General features: G+C 72.5%; 16 protein-coding genes. 13 read left to right on the forward strand and 3 right to left on the reverse strand.

Going from position 1 to position 18,270, the window contains the following annotated elements; translation table 11 throughout:
- Positions 1–61: 61 nt before the first annotated feature.
- Together ACEPPI_RS03585 and ACEPPI_RS03590 are read right to left on the reverse strand one after the other, a co-directional pair.
- Positions 62–3,205, reverse strand: coding sequence for a DUF3427 domain-containing protein (locus ACEPPI_RS03585; protein ID WP_373913779.1), 3,144 nt, complete (start codon positions 3,203–3,205; stop codon positions 62–64).
- Positions 3,206–3,331: 126 nt separating this feature from the next.
- A complete protein-coding gene (locus ACEPPI_RS03590; RefSeq protein ID WP_373913780.1) occupies positions 3,332–4,333 on the reverse strand; it encodes an SEC-C metal-binding domain-containing protein in 1,002 nt (333 codons plus the stop codon).
- 56 nt (positions 4,334–4,389) lie between these two features.
- Between ACEPPI_RS03590 and ACEPPI_RS03595 the strand changes: the two genes are divergently transcribed.
- The 4 genes from ACEPPI_RS03595 (at position 4,390) to ACEPPI_RS03610 (ending at position 7,614) form a co-directional block, all read left to right on the forward strand.
- On the forward strand, positions 4,390–5,244 hold the full coding sequence (locus ACEPPI_RS03595; protein ID WP_373913781.1) for a class E sortase: 855 nt from the start codon (positions 4,390–4,392) through the stop codon (positions 5,242–5,244).
- Positions 5,245–5,344: 100 nt separating this feature from the next.
- On the forward strand, positions 5,345–5,680 hold the full coding sequence (locus tag ACEPPI_RS03600) for a DUF6412 domain-containing protein (RefSeq protein WP_373913782.1): 336 nt from the start codon (positions 5,345–5,347) through the stop codon (positions 5,678–5,680).
- Positions 5,681–5,838: 158 nt separating this feature from the next.
- Positions 5,839–6,579, forward strand: coding sequence for a YidC/Oxa1 family membrane protein insertase (locus tag ACEPPI_RS03605; RefSeq protein ID WP_373913841.1), 741 nt, complete (start codon positions 5,839–5,841; stop codon positions 6,577–6,579).
- A gap of 177 nt (positions 6,580–6,756) precedes the next feature.
- A complete protein-coding gene (locus tag ACEPPI_RS03610; RefSeq protein ID WP_373913783.1) occupies positions 6,757–7,614 on the forward strand; it encodes a fumarylacetoacetate hydrolase family protein in 858 nt (285 codons plus the stop codon).
- 87 nt (positions 7,615–7,701) lie between these two features.
- On the opposite strand, the gene ACEPPI_RS03615 is transcribed toward ACEPPI_RS03610, so the two are convergent.
- A complete protein-coding gene (locus ACEPPI_RS03615) occupies positions 7,702–8,823 on the reverse strand; it encodes a Gfo/Idh/MocA family oxidoreductase (RefSeq protein WP_373913784.1) in 1,122 nt (373 codons plus the stop codon).
- Positions 8,824–8,878: 55 nt separating this feature from the next.
- Here ACEPPI_RS03615 and ACEPPI_RS03620 point away from each other — a divergent pair, with 55 nt between their 5' ends.
- The 9 genes from ACEPPI_RS03620 (at position 8,879) to ACEPPI_RS03660 (ending at position 18,263) form a co-directional block, all read left to right on the forward strand.
- Positions 8,879–10,006 carry an ROK family protein gene (locus ACEPPI_RS03620; RefSeq protein ID WP_373913785.1) on the forward strand — a complete coding sequence of 376 codons (1,128 nt, stop codon included), beginning with the start codon at positions 8,879–8,881 and terminating at the stop codon, positions 10,004–10,006.
- Positions 10,007–10,553: 547 nt separating this feature from the next.
- Positions 10,554–11,429, forward strand: coding sequence for a hypothetical protein (locus ACEPPI_RS03625; protein WP_373913786.1), 876 nt, complete (start codon positions 10,554–10,556; stop codon positions 11,427–11,429).
- Positions 11,430–11,487: 58 nt separating this feature from the next.
- Positions 11,488–12,258 carry a GntR family transcriptional regulator gene (locus tag ACEPPI_RS03630; RefSeq protein WP_373913787.1) on the forward strand — a complete coding sequence of 257 codons (771 nt, stop codon included), beginning with the start codon at positions 11,488–11,490 and terminating at the stop codon, positions 12,256–12,258.
- Between the two features lie 147 nt (positions 12,259–12,405).
- The gene (locus ACEPPI_RS03635) at positions 12,406–13,527 is read left to right on the forward strand and encodes a TIGR03364 family FAD-dependent oxidoreductase (RefSeq protein ID WP_373913788.1); all 1,122 of its coding nucleotides are present in this window, start codon (positions 12,406–12,408) and stop codon (positions 13,525–13,527) included.
- A gap of 5 nt (positions 13,528–13,532) precedes the next feature.
- A complete protein-coding gene (locus ACEPPI_RS03640) occupies positions 13,533–14,243 on the forward strand; it encodes a phosphonatase-like hydrolase (protein ID WP_373913789.1) in 711 nt (236 codons plus the stop codon).
- The gene (locus tag ACEPPI_RS03645; RefSeq protein WP_373913790.1) at positions 14,240–15,289 is read left to right on the forward strand and encodes an ABC transporter ATP-binding protein; all 1,050 of its coding nucleotides are present in this window, start codon (positions 14,240–14,242) and stop codon (positions 15,287–15,289) included. The genes ACEPPI_RS03640 and ACEPPI_RS03645 overlap by 4 nt, the downstream gene beginning before the upstream one ends.
- A gap of 253 nt (positions 15,290–15,542) precedes the next feature.
- Positions 15,543–16,358: a 2-aminoethylphosphonate ABC transporter permease subunit gene (locus tag ACEPPI_RS03650; protein WP_373913842.1), complete on the forward strand. Its 816-nt coding sequence runs from the start codon at positions 15,543–15,545 to the stop codon at positions 16,356–16,358.
- Positions 16,345–17,142, forward strand: a complete 798-nt coding sequence (locus ACEPPI_RS03655; protein ID WP_373913791.1) for an ABC transporter permease — start codon at positions 16,345–16,347, stop codon at positions 17,140–17,142. The genes ACEPPI_RS03650 and ACEPPI_RS03655 overlap by 14 nt, the downstream gene beginning before the upstream one ends.
- Before the next feature lie 47 nt (positions 17,143–17,189).
- Positions 17,190–18,263 carry a 2-aminoethylphosphonate ABC transporter substrate-binding protein gene (locus ACEPPI_RS03660; protein ID WP_373913792.1) on the forward strand — a complete coding sequence of 358 codons (1,074 nt, stop codon included), beginning with the start codon at positions 17,190–17,192 and terminating at the stop codon, positions 18,261–18,263.
- Positions 18,264–18,270: the final 7 nt, after the last annotated feature.

Raw genomic sequence — 18,270 nt, forward strand, 5'->3', positions numbered from 1 at the left:
ACTGCTCAGACTTGTTTCGCACGCCGCACCGCACCGCATCCAGCCGGCCCGAGCGTCGACGCTAGCTCGCGATGGCGGAGTAGGACCACACGTCCGCGGGGATCTCGTGGCGCAGCTGCCATTCGATGCCCATCGGCTTGCTGCCCTTGTGGCGCACGTACTCCGCCGGGCCCAGCAGCATCCATGCCTGGGGGCCACCTATGTCCGTCGCCTTGTAGCGGCGTACGAACAGGAGGACGTGCGATCCCTTGTCCGCGTGGGTCTGGTAGCGCACGCCCGTCGGGGAGGTCTCCGAGATCCGGTTCTGAGACTCCCAGTGGAATCGGAACTCGCTCATCGCGTAGTCCTTGTAGCGCGTTTGCGGAGAGAAGTCCTTCTCATCCTTCTCCAGCGTGATGAAGAGCGCATCCGTCTGGATCTTCGGGCACCACCTCACCCCCTCCCGGAAGTTCCCAGGCACCGAGCCGCCCACGGCGGACTCGCCGAGGGCCGGCAGGATTTCTTCTCGGCTGTACGAGGCGTGGACTGTCAACGGGAGCTCGGAGTGGTCTCCCGTCAGGGGAACGGGGATGTGGTCGGTCCGTTCCAGGTTGTGGGCCAGGACCTGGCGAACTTCGTCACGGAAGGGACGTTGGTTCCGAAGGGAGTCGAGCCCCTCCTGGTAGCTGGAGAATCCTTCTCCCTTCGGCCAGAGGGAGAAGAAGAGCATCCGGGCGTACGCCTGCCCGTGGGCGTCGAGGGCTTCGTACGGTGTCGGGTCGTCTTCGAGTAGGGCCGTATAGGCGCCCACGCGCGCCGGGTCGTCGACGTGCAGGAAGGCGGAGACGCGCTTGAGGAGGGCTTCCTCCCCCACGGGAACGGCGCTCGTGAGCAGCTTGGACCGGCGCAGGAGCCCGGTCCAGGAGTTCCCGTTCCCGCGGTACAGCTCCTGGATGTCCCGCCCGCTTTCCCGTAGATAGTTCGAGAGCCTTCGTTCGGCGTACGCCGCGACCTCGCGTGCGAGCTGCATGACGTTGACGTTCATCTGGTTCCGGATGTTCTCGATGATCAGGTCCTTGGCCTTGGCCTCAAGGATGATCTGGCAGCCGGAGGGAAGCTGAGGAAAATCGTGGTCGATGTTGTTGAGGAGGCGGTTGCGGGTCAGGTTGGTGAGCGCACGGAACTGCTCTTCGAAGCGGAACTCCTTGCGGTGCTGTCCGATGAAATCGAGGACGGTGAGGACCGGCTTGTTCTCGCTCCGCCGTAGCCCCCGACCCAATTGCTGGAGGAAGACGGTGGCGCTGGACGTGGGACGCAGGAGCAGGAGTGTGTCGACGTCGGGGACGTCCAGTCCTTCGTTGAACAGGTCGACAGAGAAGATGACGTTGAGTTGCCCCGCCCGCAGGGCATCGAGTGCGGCTTTACGGTCGGTACGGGCTGTTTCGCCGGATAGTGCGACGGCGTGGAACCCCGCCCGTGTGAAGAAGTCCGCCATGAACTGGGCATGGGCCACCGATACGCAGAACCCCAAGGCGCGCATGTTTTCGGGGTTCCCGTGCTTCTCCTGAAGCGCCCGAACGACGAGGCGGGCCCGGGCCTCATTGCCCGTGAAGACCTCGCTCAGTGCGGTGGTGTCATAGGCTCCCCGCTTCCACGCGACGGCTGTCATGTCCGTGGTGTCGGTGATCCCGAAGTAGTGGAAGGGGCAGAGCAGCTCGTTCTCCAGGGCTTCCCACAGTCGCATCTCGGCAGCGATACGACCGTCGAAGAACTCGTCCTGAACATTGAGTCCGTCCATCCGCTCCGGCGTGGCCGTAAGGCCCAGCAGTTCGTGCGGGGTGAAGTGATCGATGATCTTGCGGTAGGTCGGGGAGGTGCCGTGGTGGAACTCGTCGATGACGACCACGTCGAAATGGTCTGGAGGGAGCTGGTCCAAGGCGCGCGAGTTCAGTGATTGAACGCTGGCGAAGACGCTCTCCCAGGACTGGGGAGTCTTCCCCTCGCAGAGCTGCTCGCCGAAGTTCGCGTCGACCAGCACGTCCTGGTAGGTCCGCAAGGACTGGTCCAAGATTTCCTTGCGGTGCGCGATGAACAGCAGGCGGAGCTTGCGTCCCATCTTCTGTTGGAGCTGCTTGAAGTCGAGGGCGGCCATGACGGTCTTGCCCGTACCGGTCGCTGCCACCAGCAGGTTCCGGTGTCGGTCGTGCACGGAACGTTCGACTTCGAGGCGCTCCAGCATGTCCCGCTGATGGGGGTACGGGCGAACCTCCAGGCCCGACAGGCTGATGACCCGCGCGGCGTCCACCCCCCCAGAGTTACCGGCGGTCCTGAGGGCCTCGTCCAGCCTCTGTGCGTCACGGTCCGGGTCGTACGACTCGAAGGCGCGTTCGCTCCAATAGGAGTCGAAGGTCGCCTCGAACTTCCTCAAGACGTCGGGCGTCGCGATGCCGGAGAGGCGGACGTTCCACTCCAGCCCGTCGAGGAGGGCGGCCTTGGAGAGGTTGGAGCTGCCGACGTAGGCCGTATCGAAGCCCGAATCGCGTCGGAAGAGCCATGCCTTCGCGTGCAGCCGGGTCGAGCGCAGCTCGTAGTTGACCTTTACCTCGGCGTTGAACTCGCGCACGAGTCGATCCAGGGCGCGGCGCTCGGTGGCGCCGATGTAGGTCGTGGTGATGACACGAATGGGTACGCCCCGTGCGGCAGCCGCCTTCAACGGCTGCTCCAGTACACGGAGCCCGTGCCACTTCACGAAGGCGCACAACAGGTCGATGCGATCGGCCGTCGCCAATTCGGCACGGAGCTCGGAACCGAGGCTCGGATCCTCCGGGGAATTGGTGATCAGCGCGGTCTCGGACAGCGGGGTAGAGGGGCGGGTGGTGTACGCACCCGAAGGGGCCGGCCCGTCCACGGCCAGGAGCTGGCGCGGTCCCTCGGCGATGGGTTCCACCTGTCCCTGAGCGCCTTCGAAGGCGCTGAGCGAGCGGAGGATCTCGTTCGTGGCGTCCACCCGATCGCCCGGCGGCAACCTCTTCAGGACCTCACTGACCGCGTGCGCCACGTGTCGGGTGAGGACGTGCTGTGAGGACTCGCTGCCCACCGGGGCCTCTATGACGAGGGACCCGGCGGTGATCAGCTCCTGCAGCTGCTTTTCGAGGGCGCTGGTGATCAGCGTCTCGTGAAGGCCGGCAACCGGCTTCGGGGTGTTCGGGTGGGGTCCAGACGCCACGGAATCTCCTCGTCAGATGGATCATCGCAGCCTCGTTTGTACCAAGGAGGACGGACAGCGTCTGCTCGGATGTGACGCAGCAGTGACCGAGAGGATCCGATTTCAGACGAGGAGTGGCCGGTTCGCCTAACTGCTGACGCCGTGGCATTCCGCGTAGGGCTTGCCCGAGGTGCACCAGCAGGGGGTGGTGGGGGTGGGGGGCCAGGGGGTGGCCTTGCCGCGGGCCGCCAGGGTGGTGGCGTATTCCGCCAGGAGGGAGGGGGAGGCCGGGGAGGTCTTCTCCGAGGCGGCGAAGGCCTCGTAGGAGGGGACGCTGCCCGTGACGATGCCGAGGTTGGTGGTGCCCGAGGCGGCCAGGGCGCGCAGCGAGGCCTCGGTGGCGGTGAGGTGGGCCGCGTGGGACGGGTATTCCGCCGCGAGCGTGGGGTAGGAGGCGACGAGTTCCGCGAGCTCGCGCTGGGGCCAGTGGAGGATCGCAACCGGGAAGGGGCGCGAGAGGGCGGCGCGGCGGTCGCCCAGTTCGGCGCGCAGGCGGGCGATCTCGGCGCGCAGTTCCGCCGGGTCGTCGGAGCCCAGGGCCCAGATGCGCTTCGGGTCGTGGAGTTCGTCGAGGGGGATCGGGCCCGAGTGGCGGGTGTCGGCGACCATGTCCCAGTCGTCGTGCGGGAGTCCGAGGAGGCGGCGTACGCGGTGGCGGCCGGTGAGGAGGGCCGCGGTGGAGCGGGTGAGGGGGGTGTCCTCGGAGGTGAGGAGGGTGGCCGCCTCGGTGAAGCACTCGTGCGAGGCCTCCAGTTCGTCGTGGGACTCCAGGGCTTCCGCGATCACCTCCCAGGGCGCCGGGTCCGCGGGGGCGGCGGCGCGGATGCCCGAGATCAGGGCGCGGGCCTCGGCCTCGTGGCCGTACTCCCAGAGGTTCGCGGCCTGCAAGGCCTTGATGAGGTGCGGGTTCGCGGGTGCGTCGGCCAGGAGTTGGTCGTAGAGGGTGCTCGCCCGCTCGCGTGCGTCGCCCAGTTCGAGGTGGGCCGCGGCCTGGAGGAGCAAGGGCTCCTGGTCCTCGGGATAGCGGGTCGCCGTGCGGATGAGGCGCTCGGCTTCGGCGATGTGCTCGGCAGGCGTGTCGGGGCGCATGGTTCACACCGTACTGCCGCTGGTCAGTTGAGGGGGGAGGTCTTAAGGTGCGGGCCGTGCGGGATCGCGTGCGCGTGGTGGTGCAGCGGGGCAGCCGGCGGGGGCGCCGGGGCGCTCTCGCGCGGCTGCTGTGGGTGGGTGCCGAGGCGATCACCACGGTGGGCGTGGTGGTGGCGTTGCTGGTGGTGCACCAGGTGTGGTGGACGAACCGGCAGGCCGTCGCGGCCGCCCGGGAGCAGGTGCGGGAGCTGGAGCACGCCTGGGGTACGGGGGGAGGGCGGCAGCCCGGCCCGGGGGGTGGGGCGGATGCCGGTGGGAGTGAGGGCGTAGGCGGCGGGAGCGTGCCGGACGTGCCCGTGGTCGAGGGGGCGTCGAGCGGGCCCGGTGCCGGGCGTGGGAGTGCTCCGGCGCCCGGACGTTCGGCGGGGGGCGGCGAGCGGCCCGCGCCGGCTTCGGTTCCGGCTCCGGCGCGTGAGGAGGCGTACGCGGTGCTGCGCGTTCCGCGCCTCGGCCTGACCGTGCCCGTCGCTCAGGGCGTCGACAAGCGCACCGTGCTGGACAAGGGCTACGCCGGCCACTACCAGGGGACCGCGCAGCCCGGGGCGGCGGGGAACTTCGCGCTGGCCGGGCACCGCAATACGCACGGGGAGCCCTTCCGCTACATCAACCGGCTCCGGGCGGGAGACGAGCTGCTCGTCGACGTACGGGGGCGGCGGTACACGTACGTGGTGGGCAAGGTGCTGAACGAGACCACCGAGCGGGACACCGGGGTGATCGCGCCCGTGCCGCACAGCACGGTCCGGCCCGACGCCGGTTATGCGGAGGCGGGTTCGTACATCACGCTGACGACGTGCACGCCCGAGTACACCTCCAAGTACCGGCTGGTGGTCTGGGGCACGCTCAAGTCCTAGCGGGGCCCGGCCATTGTCGGTGGGGCCCGTTAGTATCGGTCGTGAGTACCCGATCTCGTACGGAAGTTCGGGGCTCGTGGAAGGGGAGGGGGCGGTCCGGATGTCACGACGAGCCGACGCGCGGCCCCTGCTGTCCTTCCTGGTCTCCTCGCGGGCGGGTGCCCTGCTCACCGCCCTGCTGGTGTTCGGCGGGATCCTCGGCCTGATGTCGGGGGAGAACGCCCTGGCCGCCGCCGTGGTCGCGCTGGCCGCGGCCGTCGCCGTCGGATCCGCCGCGCTGGCGGCCTCCCTGGTGCGGTCCGTGCCGCCGCACCGAATACGCACCGCGATCCGTGATCGCGAGCAGCGCACGGCCTTTCTGCCGCAGCGCGATCCCGACGCCTCGGGCCGGTCGCGGCCCAGGGCTCCGGGCCGTCCCGTCCTGACGGCCGCGTAGGGGCGCGCAGTACTTTCCTCGCTCTCTGTTTGCTGATCACTGTCGTCGCCCCTCGCGGGTCGTCACGCCGAAATGCACCTTCTTCGACGTTCGACGAGACCCCTCGGAGGGCCCGCGTGTCCGTTTTCACCCATCTTGTTGCCGAGCTGGGCCGGCTCATGGAGCCGGTACTGGCCGAGTCCGCGACCGCTGCCGCGATCGTGCTGTTCACCGTGCTCGTACGGCTCGCCCTGCATCCCCTGAGCCGTGCTGCCTTCCGCGGGGCGACGCCCGTGGCCGGCTGCCTGCCGACGCTGTTGCAGCTGCCGGTGTTCTTCGTGATGTACCGGGCGTTCTCCTCCCCGGAGGTGGCCGGCGCGGCCAACGAGCTTCTGGGGCACCGGCTGTTCGCCGCTCCGCTCGGATCCCGGTGGGCCGACGCCCTCGGGGAGGGCGGGCCGTTCGGGCCGCAGGGACTGGTGTTCCTGGGGCTGTTCGCCGCCGTCGGGGTGGTGGCCGCGTGGAGCGCGGTGCGCGGGCGGCGGGCCGCCGCGGCCGCGCCCGCGGTGCCGGTCCCGCCGGTCCTGCCGGTGGCCGGTCCGCGCGGGGGCAAGGGCGTGTCCGGCGGGGCGAAGGGCGGTTCGCGTGGGGCGAAGGAGGGGGCCGGCGCGGGTCGCGCGGGGGTGCCGGCCGCGCTGAGTGCCGAGCAGCAGGCAGCGATGCGCAAGCTGGGCGGCGTACTGCCCCTGCTGTCGTTCGGGACGCTGATCACCGCTGCCGTGGTGCCGCTGGCGGCCGGGCTGTACCTGCTGACCACCACGGCGTGGTCCGTCGCGGAGCGGGCCTGGCTGCAGCGCCGCAAGGACCGGGCCGCCCGGCCGGCCGGACAGCGGGTGGCGGCGGGTCGGGCCGCGGGATAGCCGCCCGGCCGGTGGTCCGGGGCGGGCGGCTGGAGGGGCGCGTTCCAGTCCGTGAACAGGGTCTTGCGGATTGGTCGGCCATCTTGGAGGATCGACCAATCCTCCGATGGCCGCAACCCATCGTCCGGCCCGGGGCATGCCCATGGGCCGACCACCCTCGACCACGGGAGAATGTCCATGAAGCTGCTGCGTGTCGGACCTGCCGGATCGGAGCGCCCCGCGCTGCTCGACCAGGACGGGACCCTGCGCGACCTCTCCGGCCTGATCACGGATGTGGACGGGGCCCTGCTCGCCGACGACTCCGTACTGTCCCGCGTACGGGACGCCGCGGCGGCCGGCGAGCTCGCGGCCCTGGATGCGGAAGGGCTGCGCGTCGGCTCCCCCGTCGGCCGGATCGGCAAGATCGTGGGCATCGGGCTGAACTACCACGGGCACGCGGCCGAGGTCGGGGCGCAGGCTCCGCCGGAGCCCATCGTCTTCCTCAAGTCCCCGGACACCGTGGTCGGCCCGGACGACACCGTGCTGATCCCGCGCGGCAGCGTGAAGACCGACTGGGAGGCCGAGCTCGGCGTCGTCATCGGCGCCACGGCCCGCTACCTGGACTCCGCCGAGGAGGGCCTCGCGCACGTCGGCGGCTACGTGCTGGCGAACGACGTCACCGAGCGCGCCTTCCAGAACGAGCGGGGCGGCACCTGGGACAAGGGCAAGAACTGCGAGACCTTCACCCCGCTCGGCCCCTGGCTGGTCACCGCCGACGAGGTCGCCGACCCGCAGGCGCTGGACGTGCGGCTGTGGGTGAACGGGGAGCTCAAGCAGGACGGTCACACCTCGGACCAGATCTTCCCGGTCGGCGAGGTCGTGCGGTACCTGAGCCACTTCATGACCCTGTACCCGGGCGACGTGATCGTCACCGGCACGCCGGCCGGTGTGGCCGCGGGCCAGCCGGAGCCGAAGCCGTTCCTGCGGGCCGGTGACGTCGTGGAGGTGGAGATCGAGGGCCTCGGGCGCCAGCGCCAGGAGTTCAAGGGCGCGTAGCGCAGGCGGGGGGAGGCAGGGGCGGGGCCGCCGATGGCGGACCCGCCCCTTTCCGTGCGCGCCGGGTTGTTCGTCACCCCGTCGCGGTCAGGCCGCGATGTCCACCGCCACCCCGTCGCGGGAGGACCTGCGCGCCGCCTCCAGTACCTCCAGGCACCGGGCCGCCTCGTGCGCCGTGACCGGTGCCGGGCCGCCCGTGCGCAGGGCCCGCGCGACCGCCGCGTAGTACGCCGGGTAGTCGCCGTGCTCGGTCGGCACCGGGATCCCGCCGCCGGTCAGCGGCGACTCGCCGGAGCCGAGCCGCCCCCACAGGTGCGGCGGTTCCTCGCCCCACAGCGCGCCGTCGGTGGCCCGGTCGGGGCGCATCCCCTCGCGCAGGGCGGCCTCCTGCGGGTCCAGGCCGTACTTCACGTAGCCGGCCCGGGAGCCGAGGACGCGGAAGCGCGGGCCGAGCTGCGCGGTGGTCGCGCTGACGTAGAGGTGCGAGCGGACGCCGTTCGCGTGGGTGATCGCGATGAATGTGTCGTCGTCGGTCTCGGCGCCCGGGCGGCGCAGGTCGGCCTCCGCGTAGACGCGTACGGCCGGGCCGAACAGCACCAGTGCCTGGTCCACGACGTGGCTGCCGAGGTCGTACAGCAGCCCGCCGATCTCCTCGGGGGCGCCGGATTCGCGCCAGCCGCCCTTGAGCTGCGGGCGCCAGCGCTCGAAGCGGGACTCGAAGCGCTGGACCTCGCCGAGTTCGCCGTCGGCGAGGAGGCGGCGCACGGTCAGGAAGTCGTTGTCCCAGCGGCGGTTCTGGAAGACGGACAGGAAGGTGCCGGTCCGGTCGGCCAGCGCGGCGAGCTTCCGGGCCTCGGCGGCGGTGGCCGCGAGCGGCTTGTCCACGACCACCGGGATGCCGGCGGTGAGCGCGGCCGTGGCCAGCGGGACGTGGGTCTTGTTGGGGGAGGCGATGACGACCAGGCCGGGGGAGTCCTCGCCGGCGCGGTTCCACAGTTCGGTGGCGGAGGCCGCGACACGGACGTCGGGGTAGGCCTCGCGGACCTGGGCCTGACGGCCGGCATCGGAGGTGACGACGGTGTCGAGGGCGAGGCCCTCGGTCGCGGACACCAGCGGGGCGTGGAAGACGGAGCCGGCGAGTCCGTAGCCGATGAGTGCGACCCGCAGCGGGGCGGTGGGGGTGGTGGGGCTGGTGGGGGCGGTGTTCATGGCTCCACTTTGGCAACAGCGTTGCGTAAGTGCAAGGAGGGTGGACAATGGGCGGGTGAACAGGGGCAAGGGCAACGTCAGCGGCGGCGGCGGGGGCGGCGGCGATCGTGCGGGCGGGCGCGGCGGGCGCGGCGGGGCGAACCTGCCGGCCGTGCGCGGGCACAACGACGCGCTGCTGCTGGACCTGCTGCGTTCGGCGGGTGCGCCGGGCCTGGGCCGCGCCGAACTCGCCGCCCGTACGGGCCTCACCCCGCAGGCCGTCAGCAAGATCACCGCTCGCCTCGCGGCGGAGGGCCTGGTGGCCGAGGCCGGCCGCGGCGCCTCCACCGGCGGCAAACCCCGCACGCTGTTGCGGCTCGTTCCGCAGGCCCGGTACGCCGTGGGGGTCCACCTGGACCGCGACCGGATCCGGGCGGTACGGGTCGACCTCGCGGGCGGCGTCGTCGACGAGTGGAGCGGACCCCTGGACTTCGGGGCGGGCCCGGACCTCGTCGTGGAGGCGGTCCTGGCCGCGGTCGTACGGGTCCGCGCGCGGGGGCCGGCCGCGCCGCCGGTCGGGGTCGGGGTGGCCGCGCCGGGCCCGCTGGACTGGCGCAGCGGGGTCCTGGGCCCGGTGACGGGGTTCCCGGACTGGGCGGGGTACCCGCTGCGGGAGGTGCTGGAGGCGCGGCTGGGGCTGCCGGTGGCGCTGGACAAGGACACCAACGCGGCGGTCGCGGCGGCCGGGGGGCCCGGCGGGACCGGCTCCTGCGTGTACCTGCACGTCGGGACCGGGCTCGGAGCGGGACTCCGGCTCGACGGCGCGGTGTACCGGGGTGCGCGCTCGGCGGCGGGGGAGTTCGGCCATCAGGTGCTGCGGCTGGACGGGCCGCCGTGCCGGTGCGGGGGGCGGGGCTGCCTGGAGGTGCTCTGCCTGGACGCGGTGGCCCGCGGCGACCTCGCGGGGGCCGCGCGGCTGCTGGGGGAGGGGGCCGCGAACCTGGTGGCGCTGCTGGACGTGGACCGGGTGCTGCTGGGCGGCCGGGTCGTGGCCGCCGAGCCGGACGTGTTCGTGGAGGGGGTCCGGGCCGTCCTGGCGGCCCGGGCGCTGACGGGTGACCCGCCGCCGGTCGAACGTGCGGTGGCGGGGGTGGCGGAGGGGGCGGCGGCGCTGGCGCTGGGTCCGCTCTTCGGGCACGGCTGACGCGGGGCCGCGTGGCGCGGGGCCGCGTGGCGCGGGGCCGCGTGGCGCGGGGCCCGGGCGGGGTCGGGGGTGGCCGGGGTCGGTGCCGGGGTGGGGTGTCGTCCGGGACTGCATGATTTATGGCGCCCTGTCCGGGGCTGCGTTGGTGCTGGGTACCTCGCGCCAACAAATCACGTTCTACGTCCCGGCCAACACCCCACCCCGTCCCCGCCCCCGGCCTGGTGGGGGTGTGCGGGGCGGCCGTCGCCCGCCCCCCCCGGTGGTGGGGGGCGGGTTGACCGTTGCCTGCCCCCTGGTTTGGTGGCGTGCGCGGGGTGGGGTGTCGCCCGCGCCCTGGCCTGGTGGGGTGTGCGGGGCGGTCGTCGTCCGCTTGCGGGCTGGTGGGGGTGGTCGGGTTGACCTTCGCCGCCGTTCGGGCGTAAACCGGGAGGGCTCGGGCGCGGCGGTGTGAAAGGGATTTCGCGCGCGTGGGAGGGTGCGGGCAGGGCCGGGGTGATTGTCGCCTCGTCCGATCATCATCCCGTCCGGCTAGCAGCGAAGGTCTTCCATGGGACAGCGACTGCGTACGGCCCCACCCCCGGGTGCCAAGACCGCCGCGGCGGCCGTCACCGCCATGGCCGCCCTGCTCCTCGCCGTCGGCGCGCCCACCGCCGCTGCCGACGGCGGCGGCAGCGCCGCCCGCCCCGCGCCCGCGCCGCCCTCCCGCATCCAGGCCAGCTGCGGGGACGGCAAGAGCAGCGCCTTCCCCATCGGCGCCCGCATCCGCGGCGGCCCGGCCGTCTACCGGGCCGGCGCCGAGCCGCAGACCTGGCTGCTGGACCTGACCAACAGCACGGGCGGCGTGTGCACCTCCATCCATCCCGTCATCGTGTTCACGGACACCGCCCGGGCCCTGCGCCCCGCCCACCTGCGGATGGAGTTCGACGCGCCCGGCGGCACCCACCCCGTCAGCCTGGAGCGCAGCGACCGCGACGAGACCATCGCCGTCTTCGACGGCGGCGGTGACGCGTTCGCCGGCTTCTCCGTCCCGGCGGGCGGCACCACGACCGTCAAGGTGCGGCTCTCCTTCGCCCCCGACGCCCCCCACGGCGACGTCCTCGCCGACGCCGCCCTGGTCCAGCGCAAGGGTGAGCACGGCGACGACGGCGACTGGGTCGGGGAGGCCGGCGGGTACCGCTTCTCGGTGCAGGGGCCGCAGGACGAGGACCCCGTCGAGGCCGGCTCCCTCGCCCACACCGGCCCCCGGGAGTGGATCTACGGTGCCGGGGCCGTCGCCGCGTTCCTCGCCGGAGCCGGGCTCCTGCTCGGCGCGCGCCGCCTGCGCGCCCCCCGTGAACCCCGCCGTCTGCGCGCGCCCCACGGGACGCCCGCCACCCAGGTGCCGACCGCCGCTCCCGAATCCAGGGAACGCCGGGACCGCTGAGCACCCCGCACCCCCCGCGCGCCGATCCCCGTACACCTGCCCCACGTACAGTCCGACCGTGGAAGAACAGACCCCGTACCCGGCCCACCGCCCCGGCTCGCCCGTCCGCTCCGGCATCCCCGAGCACGGCCGCGTCCCCAAGTACTACGCCGTCAAGGCCCAGGTCGCCGACCTCCTCGACGAGCTCGGCGAAGGCGGGGGCCTCCCCACCGAGCGCGATCTCGCCGAGCGCTACGAGGTGTCCCGGGAGACCGTCCGCCAAGCCCTGCGCGAGCTGCTGCTGGAGGGCCGGCTCCGCCGTTCCGGGCGTGGCACCGTGGTGGCCGGCCCCAAGCTGGAGCAGCCCCTCTCGCTTGCCAGCTACACCGAGGGCGTGCGCCGCCAGGGCCGCCGCCCCGGCCGCCACCTGATCGGCCTGGAGCGTTTCCCCTGCCCGCCCGAACTCACCCGCGGGATCGGCGCGGAGGCCGGTGAGCCCGTCTGGCACCTGGAGCGCGTGCTGCTCGCCGACGACGAGCGCGTCGGGCTGGAGAGCACGTACGTACGGGTCTCGCGCGCGCCCCGCCTCGACGTCGATTTCCAGCCGGACTCCTCCTTCTACGGATACCTCCACGACCGCCTCGGCATCGCCTTCGGGGATGCCGACGAGAAGCTGGAGACGGTGCTCGCCACCCCCCGCGAGGCCCTGCTCATCGGGACCCCGCCCGCGCTGCCGATGCTGCTCATCCACCGCTTCTCGCGGGACCGGGACGGGCGTCCGCTGGAGCGGGTGCGTTCGCTCTACCGTGGTGACCGGTTCAGCTTCACGACCCGCCTGCGGCCCGAATAGCCCCCGAGGATCCCTCCTAAACTCCCCAAACAGGACCTATCCAGATCACGGAATGATAACGGGTCTAGTCCAAGCGTCGAGGGCTGTTCACCGGCCCGTCGCCGGACCGACCTCCCCGGGACACGGGCCCCCACCACCTTGGTCGACGTGAGAGTCATAGTCGTCGGAGGCGGCGTGGTCGGCACCATGCACGCCTGGCAAGCAGTCCAACGCGGCCACGAGGTCGTCCAGATCGAGCGCGAGGCCGAGGCTCGCGGCGCGTCACTACGCAATTTCGGCCAGATCTGGGTCAGCGGCCGGGCCGGGGGCGAGGAGCTCGACACCGCCCTGCGGGCCCGCGAGCTCTGGGAGCGGATCGGCGCGAAGGTGCCCGGCCTGGGCTTCCGCGCCATCGGCTCCCTCACCCCCGTCCGGGGCGCCCGCGAACGCGCCGTCGCCGAGGCGGCCGTGGCCCGCCCCGACGCCGCCGCCCGCGGCTACAAACTGGTCACCGCCGCCGAGGCCCGGGAGATCAACCCGGCCCTGCGCGGCGACTTCGAGGCCGCCCTGTGGTGCGAGCGCGACGCGGCCGTCGAACCGCGCACCGCCCAGCTCCACCTGCGCGAGGCCCTGCGCGCCTCCGGCCGCTACACCTTCCTTCCCGGACGGGAGGTCCGTGAGGTCACCGCCCCCGGCGCCGTCCGCGACGACCACGGCGACGTCCACCGCGGCGACGCCGTCGTCCTCGCCACCGGCGCCTGGCTGTCCGGCCTGGTCCGCGAACTCGCCCCCGACCTGCCCGTACGCCGCGTCCGCCTCCAGATGATGCAGACCGCGCCGCTCGGCGAGCGGCTCACCACCTCCGTCGCGGACGCCGACAGCTTCCGCTACTACCCGGCCTACGCGTCCCCAGCCCTCGACGCCCTCAACGCCGAACAGGAACAGGCGCCGGTCGCCGCCGCGCACAAGATGCAACTGCTCATGGTCCAGCGCCTGGACGGCGGACTGACCATCGGCGACACCCACGAATACGAGCACCCGTTCGCGTTCGACACCCTCGAAGACCCCTACGAGCACCTCACCGGGGTGGTCGAGGCCTTCCTGGGCCGCCCGCTGCCGAAGATCAGGCACCGCTGGGCGGGCGTGTACGCGCAGTGCACCGACACGAGCCGCGTCGTCCACCGCCAGCAGGTGGGCGACGGCGTCTGGCTGGTGACCGGACCCGGCGGACGCGGCATGACCTGCTCGCCCGCCATAGCCGAGACCACCGCGAACGAACTGGGCTGGTGAACACCATGACCGACCGCACCCCCGCCAGGAACCTGATCGTCCTCGACATGGCCGGCACCACCGTCGCCGACGGCGGCCTCGTCGAGCGCGCCTTCGAGCACGCCGCGGGCCGGCTCGGCGTCGAGCCGGGCAGCGCGGACCACGCCGCGAAGCTCCGGTACGTACGCGACACCATGGGCGAGTCGAAGATCTCCGTCTTCCGCCACCTCTTCGGTACGGAGGAACTCGCCCGGCGCGCCAACTCCGCCTTCGAGCAGGCCTACGGAGAACTCGTCGACGGCGGCCTCGTCGCCCCGCTCCCCGGCGCCCGCGAGACCATCGAGGAGCTCCGCGCCGACGGCCGCACCGTCGTCCTGACCACCGGCTTCGCCCGCGTCACCCAGGACGCCATCCTCGACGCCCTCGGCTGGCGGGACCTCGCCGACCTCACCCTCTGCCCCGCCGACGCCGGCGGCCGCGGCCGCCCCTACCCGGACATGGTGCTGACCGCCTTCCTGCGCACCGGCGCGGTGGCCGACGTACGCCACACCGTCGTCGCCGGGGACACCGCCTACGACGTGCTCAGCGGCAACCGCGCCGGAGCGGGCGTCGTGGCGGGCGTCCTCACCGGCGCCCACGACCGCGCCGCGCTGACCGGGGCCGGCGCCACCCACGTCCTCGGCTCCATCGCCGAACTGCCCGCCCTGCTCGCGCCGCTCGACGCGGAGCCGGTGTGAGCGGCATCCGCTTCGACTCCGTCTCGGTCTCCTACGACGGCACCACCGTCCTGGACTCCCTCGACCTGACCGTCGAACCCGGCGAGGTCATGGCCCTGCTGGGCCCCTCCGGCTCCGGCAAGACCACGGCGCTGCGCGCGGTCGCCGGCTTCGTACGGCCGCTCTCCGGGCGGGTCCTGATCGGCGGCCGGGACGTCACCGCCCTGCCGCCGCACAAGCGCGGCATCGGCATGGTCGTCCAGCAGTACGCGCTCTTCCCGCACATGCGGGTCGAGGACAACGTGGCCTTCGGCCTGCGCGCCCAGAAGGCCCCCAGGGCGGAGATCCCCGCCCGGGTCGCCGAGGCCCTGGAGATGACCGGGATGGGCGCCTACGCCAAGCGCTACCCCCGGGAGCTCTCCGGCGGGCAGCAGCAGCGCGTGGCCATCGCCCGCGCCCTCGCCATCCGCCCGGGGGTCCTCCTCCTGGACGAGCCGCTCTCGGCCCTGGACGCCCAGCTGCGCTCCGGGATGCTGGCGGAACTGGCCCGGCTGCACCGCGAACTGCCCGAGGTGTCCATCCTCTACGTCACCCACGACCAGGTCGAGGCGCTCACCCTGGCCGACCGGATCGCCGTCATGGACCGGGCCCGGCTCCAGGACTGCGGCACCCCGCAGCAGCTGTACCGGGCGCCGCGCACGGAGTTCACGGCGTCCTTCGTCGGCAACGCGAACCTGCTCCCGGTCACGGTGGCCGACGACGGCGCGGTCTTCGCGGGCCGCCCGCTGACCCTCGACCCGGGCCGCGCCGCGCCGGGCTCCACGGCCACCCTGTGCGTACGCCCGCACCTGCTCGGGCTCGGCGAGGGGCCGAACGCCCTGCGCGGCAGGATCGCCGAGGTGCAGTGGCGGGGCTCGACGCACCGGCTCTACGTCGACGTGGACGGCCACCGCGTCAAGGCGGACCTCCCCGAACTGCGGGAGACCCCGGCCCTGGGCGACGAGGTGACCCTCCACTTCGAACCCCGCGACGGGGTCCTCCTGGCGGCGGGGGTCTGCGATGCCTGACGCCTCGCGGCGAGCCGCCGCCCCCAACCCCGCCCCTGCCGGGCCGCTTGCGGGGAGCCCCGCCCCCGCCGGGCGGGCCGACCGGCTCCCGCCCGCCCCGCCCCGGCAGTCCGCCCCCGCCCCCCGGCCGGACCCGTACGCCGGTGGGCCCTCCGACCGCCGGACCGGCGGCGCCCCCGCCGCCCCGCCCGCGACCGCGGAACCGGCGCCGCAGGGGCCCCGGGAGGCGACTCGGGGAGCGACCCCGCAGAGGATCGGGCGCGCCGCCTGGGCGCTGCCTCCCGTGGCCGTGCTCGCGCTGGTGTTCCTCTACCCCCTCGCGCTGGTCGTGCGGCAGTCCTTCACCCCCGAGAACGGCGGCGGCGCCTTCGACGCGTACGCCTCCGTCTTCGCCTCCGCGCCGTTCCGCGAAGCGCTCGGCACCACCGTCTGGCTGGCCGTCGGCGCCACCGCCGGCTGCCTCCTGCTCGGCTTCACGCTCGCGCTGATCATCGCCTTCGTGCCCTTCCCCGGAGCCAGGGCCGTCGCCAAGTTCATCGATGTCTTCCTCTCCTTCCCCTCCTTCCTCATCACCCTCGCCCTCCTCTTCATCTACGGAACGGTCGGCATGGCCAACGGGGTCTGGACGGACCTCTTCGGCGTCGCCGACGGCCCCTTCCACTTCCTCGGCACCCCCTGGGGCGTCCTGCTCGCGGAGATCACGTACTTCACGCCCTTCGTGATGCGCCCGCTGCTCGCCGCCTTCTCCCAGCTGGACACCGCACAGCTGGAGGTGGCCGCCGGCCTCGGCGCCCGCCCCGCCCGGATCGTCCGGCAGGTGATCCTCCCCGAGTCCCTCCCCGCCCTCGCGGCGGGCGGCAGCCTCGTCCTCGTCATGTGCCTCAACGAGTTCGGGATCGTCCTGTTCACCGGAGCCAAGGACGTCACGACCCTGCCGATGCTCATCTACGGCAAGGCGATCCTCGAATCCGACTACGCGGCCGCCTGCGTGGTCGCCGTCGTCAACATCGCGATTTCCGTCGGCCTGTTCGGCCTCTACCGGGTGGTGGGCAAGCGTGCTGGTGCATAGCAAGGGCGGCCGCTGGGCCGCGTGGGGCCTGTTCGGCCTCCTCTTCCTGCCCCTCTTCGCCCTGCCCCTCCTCGTGGTGGTGGCCGCCTCCTTCGCCACCCACTGGTCCGGCGCCTTCCCCTCCGGCCCGACCACCGCGAACTACGCGTCCGCCGTCCGGGGCGAATCCCTCCAGGCCCTCACCACCTCCCTGGTCACCGCGGTGACCGCCAGCCTGCTCGCGCTCACCGTCGGCACCTGGGCCGCGCTGGCCGCCGCCGGCCTGAACAAGCGCGGGAAGCGCTGCCTGGACGCCCTGTTCATGCTGCCGGTCGCCGTGCCCTCCGTGGTGGTCGGCCTCGCCGTGCTCGTCGCCTTCAGCAGGCCGCCGGTGCTCCTCAACGGCACCGGCTCGATCGTCGTCCTGGCGCACACGATCCTTGTCACGGCGTTCGCCTACCAGTCGGTTTCGGCCGCCATCGTTCGTCTCGACCCCGTCTACGAACAGGCGGCGGCCTCCCTCGGGGCCCGCCCCGCCCACGTGCTGTGGCGGGTCAGGCTCCCGCTCCTGCTGCCGTCCCTCACCGCGGCCGCCGGGCTCTGCTTCGCCCTCTCCATGGGCGAGCTGAGCGCCACGATGATGCTCTACCCCCCGGACTGGATGCCCCTCCCGGTCCGCGTGTTCACCGCCACCGACCGCGGCTCGCTCTTCGGCGGTTCCGCCGTGGCCGTGGTGCTGATGGCGACCACCCTCCTGGTGCTGCTGGCCGTCTCCCGCGTCCGCACCAGGGCCTCCTACCGCTGATCCCCGCCCCATCCCCCGCCGACTCCCTTTCCCCGTAAGGAAGTTCCATGCCCAGCAAGCTCCTGCTCCGCGTCACCGCCTCCCTCGCCGGCAGCCTCGCCCTCGCCGTCTCCCTCACCGCCTGCGGCGGCGCCGCGACCTCCGGTTCCCAGGGCGGCGAGAAGGTCGTCACCGTCTACAGCGCCGACGGACTCAAGAGCGACAAGGGCGACGGCTGGTACGACAAGGTCTTCGCCGAGTTCACCAAGAAGACCGGCATCGAGGTCAAGTACGTCGAGGGCGGATCCGGCGAGATGGTGCAGCGCGCCGTCCGCGAGAAGACCAACACCCAGGCCGACGTTCTCGTCACCCTGCCCCCCTTCATCCAGCAGGCCGACGGCAAGGGCCTCCTCCAGGCGTACGAGCCGCAGGGCTCCGACAAGGTCAACGGCGGGGACAAGTCCGCCGACGGCAAGTGGACCTCCGTCGTCAACAACTACTTCGGGTTCGTCTACAACAAGAAGGCACTGACCGCGGCCCCCAAGACCTGGGAGGAGCTGCTGGACGGCAAGTACAAGGGCAAGCTCCAGTACTCCACCCCGGGTGTCGCGGGCGACGGCACGGCCGTGCTGATCAAGGCCATGCACGACTTCGGCGGCAAGGAGCCGGCGATGGAGTACCTCAAGAAGATCCAGGCCAACAACGTCGGCCCGTCCTCCTCCACCAGCAAGCTCGCGCCCAAGACCGACAAGGGCGAACTGCTCGTCGCCAACGGCGACGTCCAGATGAACTTCGCGCAGTCCAAGGCCATGCCGAACCTCGGCATCTGGTTCCCCGCCAAGGACGGCGGCAAGCCCACCACCTTCGCCCTCCCGTACGCGGCAGGGCTGGTCGACAAGGCCCCGCACACCGAGAACGGCAAGAAGCTCCTGGACTACCTGCTCTCCGAGGACGCCCAGAAGCTGGTCAGCGAGGTCGGAGGCGGCTTCCCGGCCCGTACGGACATCAAGCCGACCGACGCCAACGCCGTCGAACTCACCAAGATCATGGGCGGGGTCGAGGTCTTCGAGCCGGACTGGGCCGACATCGACAAGAACCTCACCGGCTACGTCGACGCGTGGAAGTCGGCGACCGGCAGCTGATCCGACA

Origin of the sequence: Streptomyces sp. AB3(2024) (genome assembly GCF_041862025.1) — a bacterium.
GTDB lineage: Bacteria > Actinomycetota > Actinomycetes > Streptomycetales > Streptomycetaceae > Streptomyces.